The sequence below is a fragment of the Sphingopyxis sp. JAI108 genome, from assembly GCF_013410105.1.
Taxonomy (GTDB): domain Bacteria; phylum Pseudomonadota; class Alphaproteobacteria; order Sphingomonadales; family Sphingomonadaceae; genus Sphingopyxis; species Sphingopyxis chilensis.
Genome location: NZ_JACCCJ010000001.1, coordinates 1,814,631 through 1,831,099 on the forward strand (window position 1 = coordinate 1,814,631; position 16,469 = coordinate 1,831,099).

Annotated in this window: 16 protein-coding genes; 10 read left to right on the plus strand and 6 right to left on the minus strand. The window is 65.1% G+C overall.

The window, feature by feature from the left end; genetic code table 11:
* Positions 1-32: 32 nt before the first annotated feature.
* Entirely contained in the window at positions 33-1,013 is a 981-nt protein-coding gene (locus HDC29_RS08825; RefSeq protein WP_179496261.1) for a nitronate monooxygenase family protein, read from the minus strand.
* Positions 1,014-1,135: 122 nt separating this feature from the next.
* Here HDC29_RS08825 and HDC29_RS08830 point away from each other — a divergent pair, with 122 nt between their 5' ends.
* The 8 genes from HDC29_RS08830 (at position 1,136) to HDC29_RS08865 (ending at position 9,714) form a co-directional block, all read left to right on the plus strand.
* Positions 1,136-2,317 (plus strand): acyl-CoA dehydrogenase family protein, encoded by a 1,182-nt coding sequence (locus tag HDC29_RS08830; RefSeq protein WP_179496263.1) that lies wholly within the window; start codon positions 1,136-1,138, stop codon positions 2,315-2,317.
* A gap of 103 nt (positions 2,318-2,420) precedes the next feature.
* A complete protein-coding gene (locus tag HDC29_RS08835; protein WP_179496265.1) occupies positions 2,421-3,515 on the plus strand; it encodes an acyl-CoA dehydrogenase family protein in 1,095 nt (364 codons plus the stop codon).
* Positions 3,512-4,717 carry an acyl-CoA dehydrogenase family protein gene (locus tag HDC29_RS08840; protein ID WP_179496267.1) on the plus strand — a complete coding sequence of 402 codons (1,206 nt, stop codon included), beginning with the start codon at positions 3,512-3,514 and terminating at the stop codon, positions 4,715-4,717. Before HDC29_RS08835 ends, HDC29_RS08840 begins: the two co-directional genes overlap by 4 nt.
* 12 nt (positions 4,718-4,729) lie before the next feature.
* The gene (locus tag HDC29_RS08845; protein WP_179496269.1) at positions 4,730-5,512 is read left to right on the plus strand and encodes an SDR family NAD(P)-dependent oxidoreductase; all 783 of its coding nucleotides are present in this window, start codon (positions 4,730-4,732) and stop codon (positions 5,510-5,512) included.
* Between the two features lie 24 nt (positions 5,513-5,536).
* Entirely contained in the window at positions 5,537-6,787 is a 1,251-nt protein-coding gene (locus HDC29_RS08850; protein WP_179496271.1) for an acetyl-CoA C-acetyltransferase, read from the plus strand.
* A gap of 118 nt (positions 6,788-6,905) precedes the next feature.
* The gene (locus HDC29_RS08855) at positions 6,906-8,036 is read left to right on the plus strand and encodes a CaiB/BaiF CoA-transferase family protein (protein WP_179496273.1); all 1,131 of its coding nucleotides are present in this window, start codon (positions 6,906-6,908) and stop codon (positions 8,034-8,036) included.
* A 92-nt stretch (positions 8,037-8,128) separates the two neighbouring features.
* Positions 8,129-8,932 (plus strand): crotonase/enoyl-CoA hydratase family protein, encoded by an 804-nt coding sequence (locus tag HDC29_RS08860; RefSeq protein WP_179496275.1) that lies wholly within the window; start codon positions 8,129-8,131, stop codon positions 8,930-8,932.
* 2 nt (positions 8,933-8,934) lie between these two features.
* Positions 8,935-9,714, plus strand: coding sequence for a tyrosine-protein phosphatase (locus tag HDC29_RS08865; protein ID WP_179496277.1), 780 nt, complete (start codon positions 8,935-8,937; stop codon positions 9,712-9,714).
* Between the two features lie 4 nt (positions 9,715-9,718).
* On the opposite strand, the gene HDC29_RS08870 is transcribed toward HDC29_RS08865, so the two are convergent.
* The 4 genes from HDC29_RS08870 to HDC29_RS08885 form a co-directional block, all read right to left on the minus strand.
* Complete coding sequence (locus tag HDC29_RS08870; RefSeq protein WP_179496279.1) at positions 9,719-11,053, minus strand: amidohydrolase family protein; 1,335 nt, start codon at positions 11,051-11,053, stop codon at positions 9,719-9,721.
* 73 nt (positions 11,054-11,126) lie between these two features.
* Complete coding sequence (locus HDC29_RS08875) at positions 11,127-11,747, minus strand: phosphatase PAP2 family protein (protein WP_179496281.1); 621 nt, start codon at positions 11,745-11,747, stop codon at positions 11,127-11,129.
* Positions 11,748-11,877: 130 nt separating this feature from the next.
* A complete protein-coding gene (gene lpdA / locus HDC29_RS08880; RefSeq protein ID WP_179496283.1) occupies positions 11,878-13,275 on the minus strand; it encodes a dihydrolipoyl dehydrogenase in 1,398 nt (465 codons plus the stop codon).
* 1 nt (position 13,276) lies between these two features.
* A complete protein-coding gene (locus HDC29_RS08885) occupies positions 13,277-14,560 on the minus strand; it encodes a pyruvate dehydrogenase complex dihydrolipoamide acetyltransferase (protein ID WP_179496285.1) in 1,284 nt (427 codons plus the stop codon).
* A 159-nt stretch (positions 14,561-14,719) separates the two neighbouring features.
* On the opposite strand from HDC29_RS08885, the gene HDC29_RS08890 reads away from it, so the two are divergent.
* The gene (locus tag HDC29_RS08890; RefSeq protein WP_179496287.1) at positions 14,720-15,175 is read left to right on the plus strand and encodes a universal stress protein; all 456 of its coding nucleotides are present in this window, start codon (positions 14,720-14,722) and stop codon (positions 15,173-15,175) included.
* Here the strand turns inward: HDC29_RS08890 and HDC29_RS08895 are convergent.
* Entirely contained in the window at positions 15,172-15,564 is a 393-nt protein-coding gene (locus HDC29_RS08895; RefSeq protein WP_179496290.1) for a hypothetical protein, read from the minus strand. The two genes, HDC29_RS08890 and HDC29_RS08895, sit on opposite strands and share 4 nt — an antisense overlap.
* A gap of 120 nt (positions 15,565-15,684) precedes the next feature.
* On the opposite strand from HDC29_RS08895, the gene HDC29_RS08900 reads away from it, so the two are divergent.
* Entirely contained in the window at positions 15,685-16,467 is a 783-nt protein-coding gene (locus HDC29_RS08900) for a helix-turn-helix domain-containing protein (protein ID WP_179496292.1), read from the plus strand.
* Positions 16,468-16,469 lie beyond the last annotated feature (2 nt).

The following is a 16,469-nucleotide window of genomic DNA, read 5'->3' on the forward strand; positions in this document are numbered from 1 at the left end:
AGCCTTCGCGACGCGCCAGCACGCCGGACGAATTAGGCGCGCATCGATGCCAGCCGCTGATCGACGATCGCGTCGGCTTCGGCGATGATCCGGTCGATCAATTGCTGGCAAGTCGGGATATCGTGGATCAATCCCTGCACCATCCCGGCCCAGAACACCCCTTTGCTGAGGTCGCCGGTCTCTAGCAGTTCGCGCCCCGCCTTGCCGTTTACCAGCTCCGCGACATCGGCGAAGGTGGCGTCGGGCACCGCGAGGCGGCGCACCACCTCTTCGCTCACCGCGCTCTTGCCGACGCGCGCGGTGTTCTTGAGGCTGCGGAAGATCAGGAAGCTGCCGCGTTCGTCATTGTCGATATACGCCTGTTTCACATTGTCGTGAATCGGCGCCTCGACCGTGGCGCAAAAGCGCGTGCCCATGTTGATGCCCTCGGCGCCGAGCGCCAGCGCCGCGACCAATCCGCGACCGTCGCCGAAGCCGCCCGAGGCGAGCATCGGGATCTTCACCTTGTCGGCAGCCGCGGGGATCAGGATCAGGCCCGGAATATCGTCCTCACCGGGGTGACCCGCGCATTCAAAGCCGTCGATAGAAATGATGTCACAGCCCGCGCGTTCGGCCGACAAGGCGTGGCGCACCGCGGTGCATTTGTGGAGGATCGTGACGCCATGCGGCTTCAGCATCTCCCATATCTCGCGCACCGCCTGCGTGCCCGCGGTCTCGACGATCTTGACCCCGCCGTCGATGATCGCTTGGGCATAGGCTTTGTAATCGGGCGCGTTGATCGTCGGAAAGACCGTCATGTTCACGCCGAAAGGCTTGTCTGTCATCGCGCGGCAGCGTTCGATCTCGGCGCTGAGCGCCGCCGGCGTCGGCTGGGTCAGCGCGGTCAAAATGCCGAGACCGCCGGCGTTCGACACGGCGGCGGCGAGTTCGGCATAGCCGACGCTCTGCATCCCGCCCTGGACGATCGGATGCTCGATACCCAGCATTTCGGTGATGCGTGTCTTGAAAGCCATTCTCGATCCCTCCTTGACGGTGCTGCCCTTACGGCATCTTCGCGCCGATCCATGAAATAACTTGACGCTTACGTCAACGTCGGGTTGACTTGGGAAATAGTTAGGCAACGAAGGGAATCGGGATGGCGGCGCGTGAAGGCATATCGGATCGGGCGCTGGCGATTGCCGCAAAGGTCGAAAGCTTCGTGCGCGAAATCGTCGTTCCCTACGAGCGCGACCCGCGCCGCGACCATCATGGGGCACCGACCGACGAACTGGTGATGGAAATGCGCGAACATGCGCGCGCAGCGGGCGTGCTGACCCCGCACATCCTCGGCGACGGCGATCATTTGAACCAGCGCGAGACGGCGGTGGTGCTGATCAAGAGCGGCCTGTCGCCGCTCGGCCCGCTCGCGTGCAACACGATGGCGCCCGACGAGGGCAATATGTACCTGCTCGGCAAGGAGGGCAGCCCGGAGCTCAAGGAACGCTTCCTGAAGCCGATGGTCGAGGGCCGCGTCCGCTCGGCCTTCTTCATGACCGAGCCCGCCGAGGACGGCGGAGCGGGGTCCGACCCGTCGATGATGAAAACCACCTGCCATCTCGACGGCAATCACTGGGTCGTCAACGGCCGCAAGACCTTCATCACCGGCGCGCAGGGCGCGCGCGTGGGCATCGTCATGGCTAAGGCTGAGCAAGGCGCGTGCATGTTCCTCGTCGACCTGCCCGATCCCGCGATCCGGATCGACGATGTACCGAACACGATCGACAGTTCGATGCCGGGCGGCCATGCAACGCTGACGATCGACAATCTCCGCATCCCCGCCGACCAGATGCTGGGCGAAGCCGGCGAAGGCTTCCGCTATGCACAGGTGCGCCTCTCCCCCGCCCGCCTGTCGCACTGCATGCGCTGGCTCGGTGCGTGCATCCGGGCGCACGAGATCGCGACCGACTATGCCAACCGCCGCGAGGCTTTCGGCAAGCCGCTGATCGAGCATGAGGGCGTCGGTTTCATGCTCGCCGAAAATATGATCGACCTGAAACAGGCCGAGCTGATGATCGACTGGTGCGCGGGCATCCTCGACACCGGATCGCTTGGTACAGTCGAAAGCTCGATGGCGAAGGTCGCGGTGTCCGAAGCGCTGATGCGCATCGCCGATCGCTGCGTCCAGGTAATGGGCGGCACCGGGGTCACCGATAAGACGATCGTCGAACAGGTGTTCCGCGAAGTCCGCGCCTTCCGCATCTACGACGGCCCGACCGAGGTCCATAAATGGAGCCTCGCCAAGAAGATCAAGCGCGACTGGAAGGCAGGGCTTGCCTGACAGGGTCGCCCGTTGAGCCCATGGGCTCGCAGCGTCAAAACACTTGACGTTTACGTTAACGTTCGGATGATGACCGAAACCATAAGGGTAGAGGAACGGGCCGATGTCGATTTTGTACGACGAAGGGCAGCAGGCGATCGCGACCGAGTCGCGGCGCGCGCTTGAAGCGCGGGTCAGCAAGGACGATCTGCTGCCGCTACTCCAGACCAGCGGCAAATATCATGACGGTTTCTGGACGACGGCGAAGGAGCAGGGCTGGACCGCCCTCGCGCTTCCAGAGGTCTATGGCGGGCTTGCGCTCGGACTAGTCGAGCTTGGCCTGATCGCGCATCAGGCTGGGCGCTCGCTAAGTGGCGCGCCGTTCCTGACATCGAGCTTTGGCGCCGCCAAGGCAATCGAGCTTTATGGCAGCGACGCGCAGAAGGTGCGCTGGCTGCCTGGGCTCGCGAGCGGCGAGACGATCGGCGCGGTCGCCTTCGCGTCGGGTCCCGACCCCCTTCCCGCGCGCGCCGCTGTCACAGTGAGCGCCGGCAAGGCGAACGGCACCGCCGTCGGCGTTTCGGGCGGATTGTTTGCCGACGTTGCGGTCCTCTTCGCCGATGAAGGCGGCTTGCCTGCTCTCGCGATCGCCGACCTTGCCGGAATCGAAAGAAGGGCGGTCGAAAGCTTCGACAACAGTCGTTGCATTGCCGATCTGGTTCTGGCCAGCACGCCAGCCGAAACCCTCGTCGCCGGCGACGCGGCCCGCGCTGCGGCCCTCCACATCCTTGCATTGCAAGCCGTCGTGACTGCGCATGAACAGACGGGCGGCGCGGAGGCGCTGATGGAAATCGCACGCGACTATGCGCTGACGCGCAAGGCGTTCGGCCAGCCGATCGGGGCGTTCCAGTCGATCAAGCATCGCATCGCAGAACTCTACGGCCTGGTCGAACTCGCGCGCGCCAACGCCATCCACGCCGCGGCGCGCGAGCAGCAGGACGATTTCATCATTGCTGCGGCCGCCGCGCGCCTATCGACGACCGAGGCCTATGACACGGCGGCGCGCGACTGCATCCAGATTCACGGCGGTATCGGCGTGACGTGGGAGATCGGGCTGCACCTTCATATGCGCCGCTCGCGCACGCTCGCGCTCGAACAGGGGAGCAGCATCTTTTGGGAGGATTTGCTCGTCGACCGGCTGGCAGGAGCAGGCGCATGACCGATCTCGAAACCTATCGCGTCAAGGCTGCGGAATGGTGCGAAACGATGGTGCCGGCGTTCGGCAAGGCGGCGCGCAAAGGCCTTGGCGTCGATGACGACCTCGCGCTCGGCCGCCGCTATCAGAAGGCGAAATTCGACGCGGGCTATGCCGGCATCAACTGGCCGACCGACCTCGGGGGCCAGGGCCTCGGCCATATCGAGAAGATCACCTTCGAAGCCGAGGAGATGAAGCACGGCTTTCCGAACGTCTATTTCGGCATCTCGCTCGGTATGCCCGTCCCCGTTCTGATGCAGTTCGGCAGCGACCGGGAATTTGTGAAGGAGCGCGTCGTCAAGGCGCTGAAGGGCGAGGAAATCTGGTGCCAGCTCTTTTCCGAACCCTCGGGGGGCACCGACCTTGCGGGCCTGCGCACCCGCGCCGAAACCGATGGAAACGGCTGGAAGATCAACGGGCAAAAGGTCTGGACGAGCTGGGCGCAATATAGCGACTATGGTGTGATCGTCGTGCGGACCGATCCGACCGTCGCGAAGCACAAGGGGCTCACCTATTTTTGGGTCGATATGAAGGCGCCCGGCGTCACGGTGCGCCCGATCAAGCTCGCGGGCGGCGACAGCCATGTGAACGAGGTCTTCTTCGACGATGTGAAGGTCAGCGACGATCATCGCATGTCGCCCGTGGGCGGCGGCTTCGCGGTCGCGATGGCGACACTGATGATCGAACGCTATGTCGCTACCGACAGCGCCGGCTTCGGCCCGCATCTCGACCTGTTCGTCGACCTCGCGAAAGCCACCCGGATCAACGGCAAGCCAGCGATCGCCGACGGCCGTATCCGGCAGCAGATCGCGCGCAACTACGCGATGCGGAACGGCCTGGATTCGATCAACCGCCGCGCGCGGCTGATGATGCAGGCGGGAATGACCCCGGGTCCCGAAGGGTCGCTGAACAAGCTTGTCGCCGTCCGTTCGCGCCAGAAGCTTTCCGAACTTGCGCTCGATCTGCAGGGCACCGGCGCTTTCCCGTTCGACGAACATGCCTCGCCCAAGGACGATTGGGCGTCGAGCTGGATCAATGCGCCGACGGGGCGCATCGCGGGCGGATCGGACGAAACTTTGCTCAATACGATTGCCGAGCGCATCCTCGGCCTTCCGCAGGACCATCGGCCCGACAAGGGCATTCCCTTCAACCAGATCCCCGCCTGAGGAGCCTCCCCCATGAAAATCGATTCCAGCATATCGGCCGTCGTGACCGGCGGTGCATCGGGCCTCGGCCGCGCGACCGCGGAGGCGCTTGCTGCATCGGGCGTGAAGGTTGCCATCTTCGACATCAACGACGCGCTCGGCGAAGAGGTCGCGGCGTCGATCGGCGGATTGTTCGTCCATGTCGACATCACCGACGAGCAATCCGTGCTCGACGGCTATGCCAAGGCGCGCGCGGCGCACGGGCAGGAACGCGTCTGCGTCCATTGCGCGATGACCTCGCGCCGCGGCAAGACGCTCGCCTATGATAAGGAAAGCGGCAAGTTCCGCCGTACCCCGACCGAGGATTATGCCTATGGCGTCGCCGGCATATTGACCGCCAGCTACCGCGTCGGCTCGATCGCCGCCGAAGGCATGGCGACGCTTCCCGAGATGGAAGACGGCGAACGCGGCGCGATCATCTTCACCGCTTCGGTCGCGGCGCAGGACGCACAGATCGGGCAGGTGATTTACGGCTCGGCGAAGGCGGGCGTGAACGGCCTCGTCCTGCCGATGGCGCGCGATCTGATGGACCTCGGCATCCGCGTCAATTCGATCATGCCCGGCGTGTTCGGCACCCCGCTGCTCGGCAACATGAACCCGAAGGTGAAGGAGAGCCTCGAAGCCTCGGTTCCCTTCCCCAAGCGGCTCGGCAAGGCCGAGGAATATGCCAGCCTCGCGATGGAGATGGTGCGCAACAGCTATTTCAACGGCCAGGCGGTGCGCCTCGATGGCGCGATCCGCATGGCCCCCCGCTAACTCCCCGATCGAAAGGAATTTCCCATGAGCGAAGCCTATATCATCGACGCCGTCCGCACCCCGCGCGGTATCGGCAAGCCCGGCAAGGGCGCGCTGTCGCACCTTCACCCCCAGCATCTGGCCGCAACGGTGCTCGCCGCGATCCGCGACCGCAATAATCTCGACACCGCGACCGTCGACGACATCGTCTGGTCGACGTCGAGCCAGAATGGCAAGCAGGGCGGCGACCTCGGCCGCATGGCCGCGCTCTCGGCGGGTTACGACACCAAAGCATCGGGCACGACGCTCGACCGCTTCTGCGGCGGCGGCATCAGCTCGGTGAATTTCGCCGCCGCCAGCGTGATGAGCGGCATGGAAGATTGCGTCATCGCCGGCGGGACCGAGATGATGAGCTATACCACCGCCTTTGCCGCCGAACAGGCGAACGCCGGTTTGCCGCCGCGCCTGATGGGATCGGGGCACGAGGCGCTCGACGAACTGCACCCGCAATCGAACCAGGGCGTGTGCGGCGACGCGATCGCGACGATCGAGGGTATCAGCCGCGAGGCGCTCGACGCGCTCGCGCTGGTCAGCCAGCAGCGCGCCGACCGCGCGATCAAGGAAGGCCGCTTCGCCAAGTCGGTGGTGCCCGTACACAACCCCGACGGCAGCGTCGCGCTCGACCATGAGGAATTCCCGCGTCCGCAAACCACCGCAGAGGGGCTCGCGGCGCTCAAGCCCAGCTTCGCGGCACTCGCCGATTTCGACCTCGGCGGCGGCGTCACCTTCCGCAAGCAGGTCAACCGCCGCTATCCCGACGTCGAAATCCAGCATTTCCACCACGCCGGAAATTCGTCGGGGGTTGTCGACGGCGCCGCCGCGATCCTGCTGACCTCGAAGGAATATGCCGACAAGCACGGGCTGAAGCCACGCGCGCGCGTCGTCGCCTATGCCAATATCGGCGACGATCCGACCTTGATGCTCAACGCGCCCGTCCCGGCGGCGAAGAAGGTTCTCGAAAAGGCCGGGCTGACCAAGGACGACATCGACGTCTGGGAAATCAACGAGGCCTTTTCCGTGGTCGCCGAGAAGTTCATCCGCGACCTCGATCTCGACCGCGAGAAGGTGAACATCAACGGCGGCGCGATGGCGCTTGGCCATCCGATCGGCGCGACGGGCTCGATCCTGATCGGCACGGCGCTCGACGAACTCGAACGGTCGGGCGGACGCTACGGCCTTGTCACCATGTGCGCCGCCGGCGGCATGGCGCCCGCGATCATCATCGAACGGATTTAATCCCACCTTCGTCATTGCGAACGGAGCGAAGCAATCCAGAGCGGCTTACGTCCATGCTGGATTGCCGCGTCGCTTCGCTCCTCGCAATGACGGGGTATATTTCTATGGAGTGCGCAACATGACCGGACCATTGCAAGGTATCAGGATCATCGAATTTGCCGGCATCGGTCCCGGTCCTTTCTGCGGCATGATGCTCGCCGACCATGGCGCCGAGGTGATCCGCATTGATCGCCCCGGCGGCGTCATGGACCCGCGCGATCCGTTAAGCCGCAACCGCACCTCGATCGCGCTCGACATGAAGAACCCGCAAGCTGTCGAAATCGCGCGCGGGCTTTGCAAGAGCGCAGACGGGATCATCGAGGGCTATCGCCCGGGCGTGATGGAGCGGCTCGGCCTCGGCCCCGACGTGCTGCTCGCCGACAATCCGAAGCTTGTATATGGCCGCATGACCGGCTGGGGCCAGTTCGGCCCATATGCGCAGGCGGCGGGGCACGACATCAACTATATCTCGCTGTCGGGCGTGCTCCACGGCATCGGGCGTGCGGGCGAGAAGCCGGTCCCGCCGGTCAATTATGTCGGCGACTTCGGCGGCGGCGGCATGATGCTCGCCTTCGGCATGTCGAGCGCGCTCGTTCACGCCGCGCGCACCGGCGAAGGGCAGGTGATCGACTGCGCGATGACCGACGGCTCGGCGCTGCTGGCAGGCATGACCTGGGGTTTCCTCGCCGCGGGCCGGCTCAAGGATGAAGCCGGCGTCAACATGCTCGACGGCGCCGCGCATTTTTATGACAGCTATGCTTGCGCCGACGGTAAATATATCTCGATCGGATCGATCGAACCGCAATTCTATGCCTTGCTTCGCGAAAAGACCGGACTCACCGACGATCCCGATTTCGACGCGCAACTCGACCCGTCGAAATGGGGCGCGCTCAAGGACAAGCTGACCGCGCTGTTCAGGACGAAGACGCGCGACGAATGGTGCGCAATCATGGAAATGACCGACGTCTGCTTCGCGCCGATCCTGTCGCTGAGCGAGGCACCGCAGCATCCGCACAACGTCGAGCGCGAGACCTTCCTGACGGTGGGCGGCGCGGTCCAGCCAGCCCCTGCCCCGCGCTATTCGGCGACGGTCAACGACACGCCGCGTCCGGCCCCCGCGGTTGGCGCCGATGGCGAAGCGGTGCTGGCAGGGCTTGGCTATGATGCGGACAAGATCGCAGCGCTGCGCGAAGGAGGCGCGGTGCGCTGAGGCGCCGCGGTACTGCGGCCCTTTGCTTAGCGACCCGCTGCCAATCATGCTATGCACCGGGATGGCCAGCCGCAATGAAGGATATGAGGACAATGGGCGAATTTCTGCGTGTCGAACGGCGGGGCAAGATCGCGATCCTGACGATGATCAAGCCGGAGAGCATGAATGCGATCGGCACCCACGAAGACTGCCAGGATATCATCGACACGCTGCGCGACCTCGGCGCCGACCGCGGCGTCAGCGCGATCATCCTGACCGGCAGCGGCAAGGCGTTCAGCGCCGGCGGGAACCTGAAAGGCATGCAGGACCGAACCGGAATCGGCGTGCTCGACCAGCCCGATTCCACCCGGTCGAACTATCGCAAGGGTGTGCAGGCGGTGATCCGCGCACTGATGGATTGCGAGGTGCCGATGATCGCGGCGGTCAACGGCCATGCCATCGGTCTTGGCGCCGACCTCGCGTGCACCTGCGACATCCGCATCGCCGCCGAGAGCGCGAAATTTGCCTGCAGCTTCATCAAGGTCGGCATCGTCCCCGGCGATGGCGGGGCGTGGCTGCTCCAGAAGATACTCGGATACCCCCGCGCCGCCGAGCTGTTCCTGACCGGCGACCGCTTTGACGCGGCCCAGGCAAAGGAATATGGTCTGGTCACGGACGTCGTGCCCGATGCGGAACTGCTCGACCGTGCAATCGCCATTGCCGAGCGGATCGTCTGCAATCCGCCGCGCGCGCTGCGCCTGACCAAACGCCTGCTCCGCGAGGCGCAGCACAGCCGGATGAGCGATATTTTGGAATTGAGCGCAGCCTATCAGGCAATCGTCCACGAAACCGCGGATAACCGCGAGGCGATCAACGCGTTCGTCGAAAAGCGTCCCCCCGTGTTCACAGGAGAATGACCATGCTCGCCGAGCGTGTCCTGCCGCTGTCCGGCATTCACAATTTTCGCGACTATGGCGGTTATGCCGTCGAGGGCGGCGGGCGCCTGCGCGACGGGACGCTGTGGCGCTCGGCGCACCATGAAGGCGCGAGCGACGAGGATCTCGTCGCGCTCGACGCCTTGGGCCTCGAGACGGTGATCGATCTGCGTGGCGACGACGAGCGCGAGATGCACCCGTGCCGCCGCAGCGAGAATTTCTCGGCGCGCGTGCTGTTCGCGGGCGGGGTGACCGCGGGCCTCGCGCCGCACCTTCAGGCGGCGGGCGGGACGATCGATGTCGAGACGGCGCGCGCGCGGATGATCGATACCTATGCCGGAATGCCCTATCGCTCGGCACTCGTCGCGACGCTGCGCCTCTATCTGGCGGCGCTCGCCGAATATGACGCGCCGAGCCTCGTCCACTGCGTCGCGGGCAAGGATCGGACCGGCTTTGCCGTCGCGATCGTCCACCGGCTGCTCGGGGTCCATGAAGACGATTTGATGCACGATTATCTGCTCACCAACACCGCTGGCAAGATCGAGGAACGCATAGCGCAGGGCGCGGCGCATATCCGTTCGCGTTACGGCGCCGAAATCCACGACGATGCGATCCGCGCGCTGATGTCCGTGAACCCCGCCTACCTCGACGCCGCGCTCGCCACGGTGCGGCGCGATCATGGCGATATCCCGACCTATGCCGAGGCCGTGCTGAATTTCACCCCCGAGATGCGCGAGGCGCTGGTCGACCGGCTGGTGGTGTAGGACTTCATTCGCCCTTCACCAGCACCCCGCCCTTCACCACCGCATCGACGCTTTCGAGCTGGCCCACATCGGCCAGCGGGTCGCCGTCGACCGCGATAATGTCGGCGTAGCGGCCGACCGCGATTGCGCCCACGTCCCGTTCGCGGCCGAGCGCCTCGGCGGCGTTTTTCGTCGCGGCCTGGATCGCCTGCATCGGGGTCATTCCATATTCGACCATGACGCGAAACTGGCCGCCGACCTGTCCGTGCGGCATGACACCCGCGTCGGAGCCGAACACCATGCGCACGCCCGCCTTCACCGCTTTGCGAAAATTGTCGCGCTGGATCTGGGCGATCTCGCGGTCCTTGCGCAGATTATCCTCGAGCACGCCATTCTTTGCGCCTTCGGCCTGCGTATATTCGGTGTTGTAGATGTCCATCGAGAACCACACCGGCTGCTTGCGCGCCACCGCCATGCGGATGCCCTCGTCGTCGACAAGGCTGGCATGCTCGATCGTGTCGATCCCCGCGGCGATCGCGGCGCGGATGCCGGTCGCACCATGCGCGTGCGCGGCGACGCGCAAGCCCCATTGGTGCGCCTCGTCGGCGATGGCGGCGAGTTCCCTTTCGGAGACCTGGAGCTGGCCGGGCTCGGTGTTGCGCGAGAAGACCCCGCCGGTCGCGCAGACCTTGATCACTTCGGCGCCATATTTGCGCTGGCGGCGGACCTGGTAGCGCAGTTCCTCGGGCGTATCGCCGATCCCCTCTTCCTTGCCGTCCTTCTTCTCCATACTCGGCGGCAGGAAAGTGCTGTCGCAATGCCCGCCAGTCGCGCCGAGCGAATAGCCTGCCGGAACGATTCGCGGTCCCGTCGCATAGCCGGCGTCAATCGCCTGTTTCAGCCCGATATCGTTGCGATCGGCCGACCCGACGTTGCGCACGGTGGTGAAGCCCGCGCCGAGCATGTCGTTCGCATTCTTGACGGCGGTCATGCCCCAGAAGCTGTCGGTGAACTCCAGCCCGCGATAGCCGCCGATGTCGGCGGGGCCGTCGAGATGGACGTGCATGTCGATGAGTCCCGGCAACAGCGTCTTGCCGCCAAGATCGATATGCTTGACGTTCGATCCCCAGCGCACCGTGCGCGCATCGGCGATACCCGTGATGCGGCCATCGGCGCCGACGAAGATCGCGGGGAACTCGGCGGTCTTTCCGGTCAGGACGTCGATGTAGCGCGCGCCGGTGATGACGGTCTGCCCGCCCGCGTCTTGCGCCTGCGACGGCGCCGCCCATACCGCGAAAAGCGCGGGAGTGCCAAAAACGATTCCCCGCAGAAAACTGCCGAACTTCATTCGCGATTTCATGTTCGCCCCACCCGTTGCCGATGCCCCCAAATGTGATGGCAAACCGGCGCGAAATAGGACAGCGGAAAATGCTTCAGGCTGAAATCTTCTGCCCGCTGACCCACCAGGCGCCGAGTAGCGCGAACGCGCTGCCGAGCATCGTGCCGCCGGCAATGTCGCTCGCCCAGTGTACGCCGAGCATGATGCGTGAAAAACCGGTGAGCAGCATCATCGTTGCAGCAAGCGCCCATGCTGACGGCCGCCAGCGCGGTGGCGCGAGCCAGGCGAGGAGCAGATAGACGACCGCCGCGCTCGTCGCATGGCCGCTCGGGTAGGAAAAGCTCGTCTGACGGTCGAGATGATCGATCAGGTCAGGCCGCGCGCGGCGGAAGCCGAGCTTCAGCAGGCTGGAGGCGAGGTTCGAGAGCAGCGACGCACCGCCGAGCGCGACGGCGCAGCGCGGGCCGCACCAGTGCCAGACGAGCCCGCACAGCAGGATCACGATGGCCCATCGCGGCGTGCCGCCGCCGATCCAGCTTACCCATTGCATGAAGGATATGAAGCTCGCGCTGCTTTCATCGACGCGGATCGCAAGGCTGTGCGAGATTTGCCAGTCGGCGGCCTGTGTCCATCCTGCGCCCACCGCGAAACCGAGCAGGATAACGGCGATGAGGAGCGCCGCCGCGATGGGGGGAAAGCCTGAACGTCGAAGCAAGAAAATCCTCCCCGTCGCGCAGCCATGGGGAGGTGGCGTCCCGCAGGGGCCGACAGAAGAGGGCCCCTCCCCCACTCGCCTGCGGCGAGCGCGCCCTCCCCATGGCTGCGCGACGGGGAGGATCGAATGGTCAAATATGCAGCGGCCGCCCGAACGCCGCGAGCACGCCTTCGTGCATCGTTTCGCTGAGCGTCGGATGCGGGAAGACGGTGCCGATGAAATCATCCTCGACCAGCTCCGCGGTCTTGCCGATCGTATAGCCCTGGATCAGCTCGGTGACCTCGGCGCCGATCATGTGCGCGCCGAGCAGTTCGCCGGTCTTCGCGTCGAACACCGTCTTGGTGAAACCCTCGGATTCGCCGAGCGCAATCGCCTTGCCGTTGCCGATGAAGGGGAAGGTGCCGGCCTTCACCTCGTAGCCGAGTTCCTTGGCCTTCGCTTCGGTCAGGCCGACGCTGGCGATCTGTGGGCGGCAATAGGTACAGCCCGGGATGTTGCGCGGGTCCATCGCGTGCGGGTGGTTGCCCGCGATCGCCTCGACCGAAATCACCGATTCGTGCATCGCCTTGTGCGCGAGCCACGGCGGCGCGGTGACGTCGCCGATCGCCCAGATGCCGGGGACGTTGGTGCGGCACATCGCGTCGGTGTCGATATGGCCCTTGGTGGTCTTCACGCCCAGCGCCTCCAGCCCGATATTCTCGGTGTTCGGGACGATGCCGATGGCGACAATGGCATGGCTGAATTCGGCGCTTTCGACCTTGCCGTCCTTGGTCTTGATCTTCGCGGTGACGCCGGTCGCGGTCGCCTTTAGCTCTTCGACCCCGGCGCCGGTGAAGATCGTCATGCCCTGCTTCTTGAGCTGTTTCTCGAGGAAGGCCGACACGTCGGCATCCTCGACGGGGACGAGGCGGTCGAGCATTTCGACGACAGTAACATCGACGCCCATGTCGCTGTAGAAGCTCGCAAATTCGATCCCGATCGCGCCCGATCCGATGACGAGCAGCTTCTTCGGCATTTCGGGCGGCACGAGCGCGTGGCGATAGGTCCAGATGCGCTTGCCGTCGGCGGGGGCGAACGGCAGGTCGCGGGCGCGCGCGCCGGTCGCGACGATGACATTCTTGGCGGTGAGGGTTTCGGTGCCCTTCTCGCCCTTCACTTCCAATTTGCCGGGCGCGGTCAGCTTGCCCTCGCCCATATGGACGGTGATCTTGTGCTTCTTCATCAGGAAGGCGACGCCCTGGCTCAGCTGTTTCGCGACGCCGCGGCTACGCTTCACCACCGCGTCAATATCGGCGCTGATCTGCGCCGCGACGAGGCCGTAATCGCCCGCATGCTGCATATAATGATAGATCTCGGCCGAACGCAGAAGCGCCTTGGTCGGAATGCAGCCCCAGTTGAGGCAGATGCCGCCGAGATTCTCGCGCTCGACGATCGCGGTTTTCAGGCCCAATTGAGCCGCGCGGATCGCCGCAACATAGCCGCCGGGCCCTGAGCCGAGGACGATGAGGTCGTAGTTGGTGTCAGCCATGTTACGCCACCAGTCCCAGCGGGCTTTCAACAAGCTCCTTGAAGGTCTTCATCAGCAGCGCGCCGTCTGCGCCGTCGATCGCGCGGTGGTCGAAGCTGCCGGTCGCCGACATCACCGTCGCGATCGCGAGCGCGTCGTCGACGATGTAGGGCCGCTTCTCGCCCGCGCCGATCGCCATGATCATGGCCTGCGGCGGGTTGATGACGGCGGTGAACTGCTTGATCCCCATCATGCCCATGTTCGAGATCGAGGCGGTGCCGCCCTGATATTCGGCGGGCTGGAGCTTGCCTTCCTTGGCCTTGGCCGCGAGTTCGGACATTTCGGTCGAGATTTTCGACATCGACTTGCCGCCGGCATCGACGATGATCGGGGTGATGAGGCCGCCCGGAATGCTGACCGCGACCGAGATGTCGGCGCGGCTGTATTTGCGCATCACATCGCCGCCGAAGCTGACGTTGCACGCGGGCACGCGTTCGAGCGCGACCGCGAGCGCCTTGATCAGCATGTCGTTGACGCTGAGCTTGACGCCGCGGCTTTCGAGGCTGGCGTTGAGTTCGCCGCGCAGCTTGAGCAGCGCGTCGAGGCGGATGTCGACGGTCAGGTAGATGTGCGGCGATTGCTGCATCGACTCGGTCAGGCGGCGCGCGATCGTCTTGCGCATGCCCGACAGCTTTTCATCCTCGTGCGGGATGCCGAAATCGGGGATCGCGCCGGCGGTGGCCGGTGCGGGGGTTGCGGTCGGCGCGGCGGCGGTGGGAGCGGGCGCTGCGGTGCCAGCAGGCGCGCCTTCGAGGTCGGCCTTGACGACGCGGCCGCCGGGGCCGGTGCCGGTCAGGCTCTTGAGGTCGATGCCCTGTTCGGCGGCGAGGCGCTTGGCGAGCGGGCTGGCCTTGATGCGGTCTCCCGAAGCGGCCGGTGCGGGTGCGGGTGCGGGCGCCGGAGCCGCGGCGGAGGGTGCAGCCGGCGCCGCCGGCGCGGCTTCGGTCTTGGGTTCGGCGGCAGGGGCCGGTGCGGGCGCGGCCTTGGCTTCGCTCGCATCCTCATCTTCGCCCGCGATCACCGCGATCACGGTGCCGACCTTCACGCCATCGGTGCCTTCGGCGACGAGAATCCGGGCGACCGTGCCCTCGTCGACCGCCTCGAATTCCATCGTCGCCTTGTCGGTTTCGATTTCGGCGAGCAGGTCGCCCGACTTGACCGTGTCGCCCTCCTTCACCAGCCATTTGGCAAGGGCGCCCTCCTCCATCGTCGGCGAGAGAGCGGGCATTTTCAGTTCGATTGGCATGTTTAGGCGTGTCCCTGTCAGTCTTGCAGGCGGGGCCTGCCGCTACGGATTCTTCCTCGCCATAAGCCCTGCATCGGTCAAGGTCCAGCGGGCCAGCTTGCGTTTCATACGAATGTGACGCACTCTTGGCGCCAAGCAAAAACACGAGGGGTCGGGGCGATGCGGACATATCTGGTGGTGATCGACGACAGTCCGGAGGCGGCGCTGGCGCTGCGCTTTGCCGCGCGCCGCGCGGCGCGGACGGGCGGCGGTGTCATGGTGCTCGCGATCATCCCGCCGCAGGATTTCGTCGCCTTTGGCGGCGTGCAGGCGACGATCGAGGCCGAGGCGCGCGAACATGCCGAGGAACTGGTGGCCGCCGCCGCCGACGCGGTGGTGCAGGAAGCCGGCGTGACGCCGCAAGTCATGGTCAAATCGGGCAAGCCCGCCGAGGTGGTTTGCGAAATGATCCGCGCCAATGACGAGATTGCGGCGCTGGTGCTCGCGACGGCTGCGAGCGGCCCCCCGGGACCGCTCGTCGCCTATTTCACCGGACAGGATGCGGGGTCGCTGCCCTGCCCGGTGATGCTGGTGCCGGGCGGCATCGATATCGCCCGGCTCGACGCGCTGAGTTAGACGGTGGCGGGACGCGACAGCGCCGCAGCGCCTTTCGCTTCGTAAATTGCAAATACCAGGACGCCGATCGCCTGCACGATGACAATGGCAATGCCGAGCGCGGTCATCTGTCCGGCGAAAATCGCGAGAACGGCAAAACTGGCAGCGACCCACCCCAGATTGCCGATCGCAATCAGGTTCGCGAGTCCCTTGCTCGGCTCCTTCTGATTGGCAACGAACAGCATCAGCAGAGCCGAGGGAAGGCCGATCCAACCCGCGACGGTCACCACTTCGGAGGGGAGGCCGAGCAGCGCGGCGACCGTCGCGGTCGCAAACACACACAGGACGAACAACGCCGTGCAGGTGATGGCATCGATGATCAGCGTGTTCTTGAGATTGAAGATGGACATGATGTTCTCCTTTCGATTGCCCGTCCCATCTGGCCCAGCAAATGCAGTCAGTCGATTACGCCCAAGGTAATGGAAAAGGAGAAGGACGAGGTATAGCTCTGGCCGCAGAAGGAGACGATCATGCAAGTCGCACCGCTGGGCGAACAACTCCGCGAATGGCGCACCCGCCGCCGGATGAGCCAGATGGACCTCGCGCTCGATACCGAGATTTCAACGCGCCACCTGAGCTTTATCGAGACGGGGCGGTCGAAGCCGAGCGCCCAAATGTTGCAGCGAATCGCCGACTGCCTCGACGTGCCGCACCGTGCGCGCAATGCGATGTTGCTGGCGGCGGGTTATGCTCCCGACTATCAGGAACGGCCGCTCGACAGCGACGAAATGGCGGGAATGCGCGCGATCGTCGAGCATGTGCTGAAGGGGCACGAGCCCTACCCCGCGCTCGCGGTGGACCGGCACTGGAATATGGTCGCGGCGAACAGCGCGGTCGGAATTCTCGCAGGGCTTGCGGCACCGCATCTGTTCGAACCACCGGTCAACGTGCTGCGCATTGCGCTGCATCCCGAGGGGCTCGCGCCGCATATCGCTAATCACGGCGAATGGCGCGCGCATATTCTCGAACGGCTCGACCACCAGATCGACGCGAGCGCCGACGCCGGACTGGTCGCATTGCGCGAGGAATTGGCCGGCTATCCGGCCGCCGAAGACGAGCATCATCGCGGCTTGGCGAACGGCATCGCGGTCCCGCTGATCCTCGACACGCCGATGGGACAAATCCGCTTTGTCTCGACGGTGACGATCTTCGGAACACCCGTCGACATCACGCTGTCCGAACTCGCGATCGAGGCGTTTTTCCCAGCCGATGCGGAAAGTGCGGCGTTGTTGCAGAAGCTCGCTGGAAAATAGTT

What these genes read in the sequence shown, in the direction of transcription:
- HDC29_RS08825 (WP_179496261.1), bottom strand. Translation starts at nt 1,013, where the DNA reads ATGGCTTTCAAGACACGCATCACCGAAATGCTGGGTATCGAGCATCCG.
- HDC29_RS08830 (WP_179496263.1), top strand. Translation starts at nt 1,136, where the DNA reads ATGGCGGCGCGTGAAGGCATATCGGATCGGGCGCTGGCGATTGCCGCA.
- HDC29_RS08835 (WP_179496265.1), top strand. Translation starts at nt 2,421, where the DNA reads ATGTCGATTTTGTACGACGAAGGGCAGCAGGCGATCGCGACCGAGTCG.
- HDC29_RS08840 (WP_179496267.1), top strand. Translation starts at nt 3,512, where the DNA reads ATGACCGATCTCGAAACCTATCGCGTCAAGGCTGCGGAATGGTGCGAA.
- HDC29_RS08845 (WP_179496269.1), top strand. Translation starts at nt 4,730, where the DNA reads ATGAAAATCGATTCCAGCATATCGGCCGTCGTGACCGGCGGTGCATCG.
- HDC29_RS08850 (WP_179496271.1), top strand. Translation starts at nt 5,537, where the DNA reads ATGAGCGAAGCCTATATCATCGACGCCGTCCGCACCCCGCGCGGTATC.
- HDC29_RS08855 (WP_179496273.1), top strand. Translation starts at nt 6,906, where the DNA reads ATGACCGGACCATTGCAAGGTATCAGGATCATCGAATTTGCCGGCATC.
- HDC29_RS08860 (WP_179496275.1), top strand. Translation starts at nt 8,129, where the DNA reads ATGGGCGAATTTCTGCGTGTCGAACGGCGGGGCAAGATCGCGATCCTG.
- HDC29_RS08865 (WP_179496277.1), top strand. Translation starts at nt 8,935, where the DNA reads ATGCTCGCCGAGCGTGTCCTGCCGCTGTCCGGCATTCACAATTTTCGC.
- HDC29_RS08870 (WP_179496279.1), bottom strand. Translation starts at nt 11,053, where the DNA reads ATGAAATCGCGAATGAAGTTCGGCAGTTTTCTGCGGGGAATCGTTTTT.
- lpdA (WP_179496283.1), bottom strand. Translation starts at nt 13,275, where the DNA reads ATGGCTGACACCAACTACGACCTCATCGTCCTCGGCTCAGGGCCCGGC.
- HDC29_RS08885 (WP_179496285.1), bottom strand. Translation starts at nt 14,560, where the DNA reads ATGCCAATCGAACTGAAAATGCCCGCTCTCTCGCCGACGATGGAGGAG.
- HDC29_RS08890 (WP_179496287.1), top strand. Translation starts at nt 14,720, where the DNA reads ATGCGGACATATCTGGTGGTGATCGACGACAGTCCGGAGGCGGCGCTG.
- HDC29_RS08895 (WP_179496290.1), bottom strand. Translation starts at nt 15,564, where the DNA reads ATGTCCATCTTCAATCTCAAGAACACGCTGATCATCGATGCCATCACC.
- HDC29_RS08900 (WP_179496292.1), top strand. Translation starts at nt 15,685, where the DNA reads ATGCAAGTCGCACCGCTGGGCGAACAACTCCGCGAATGGCGCACCCGC.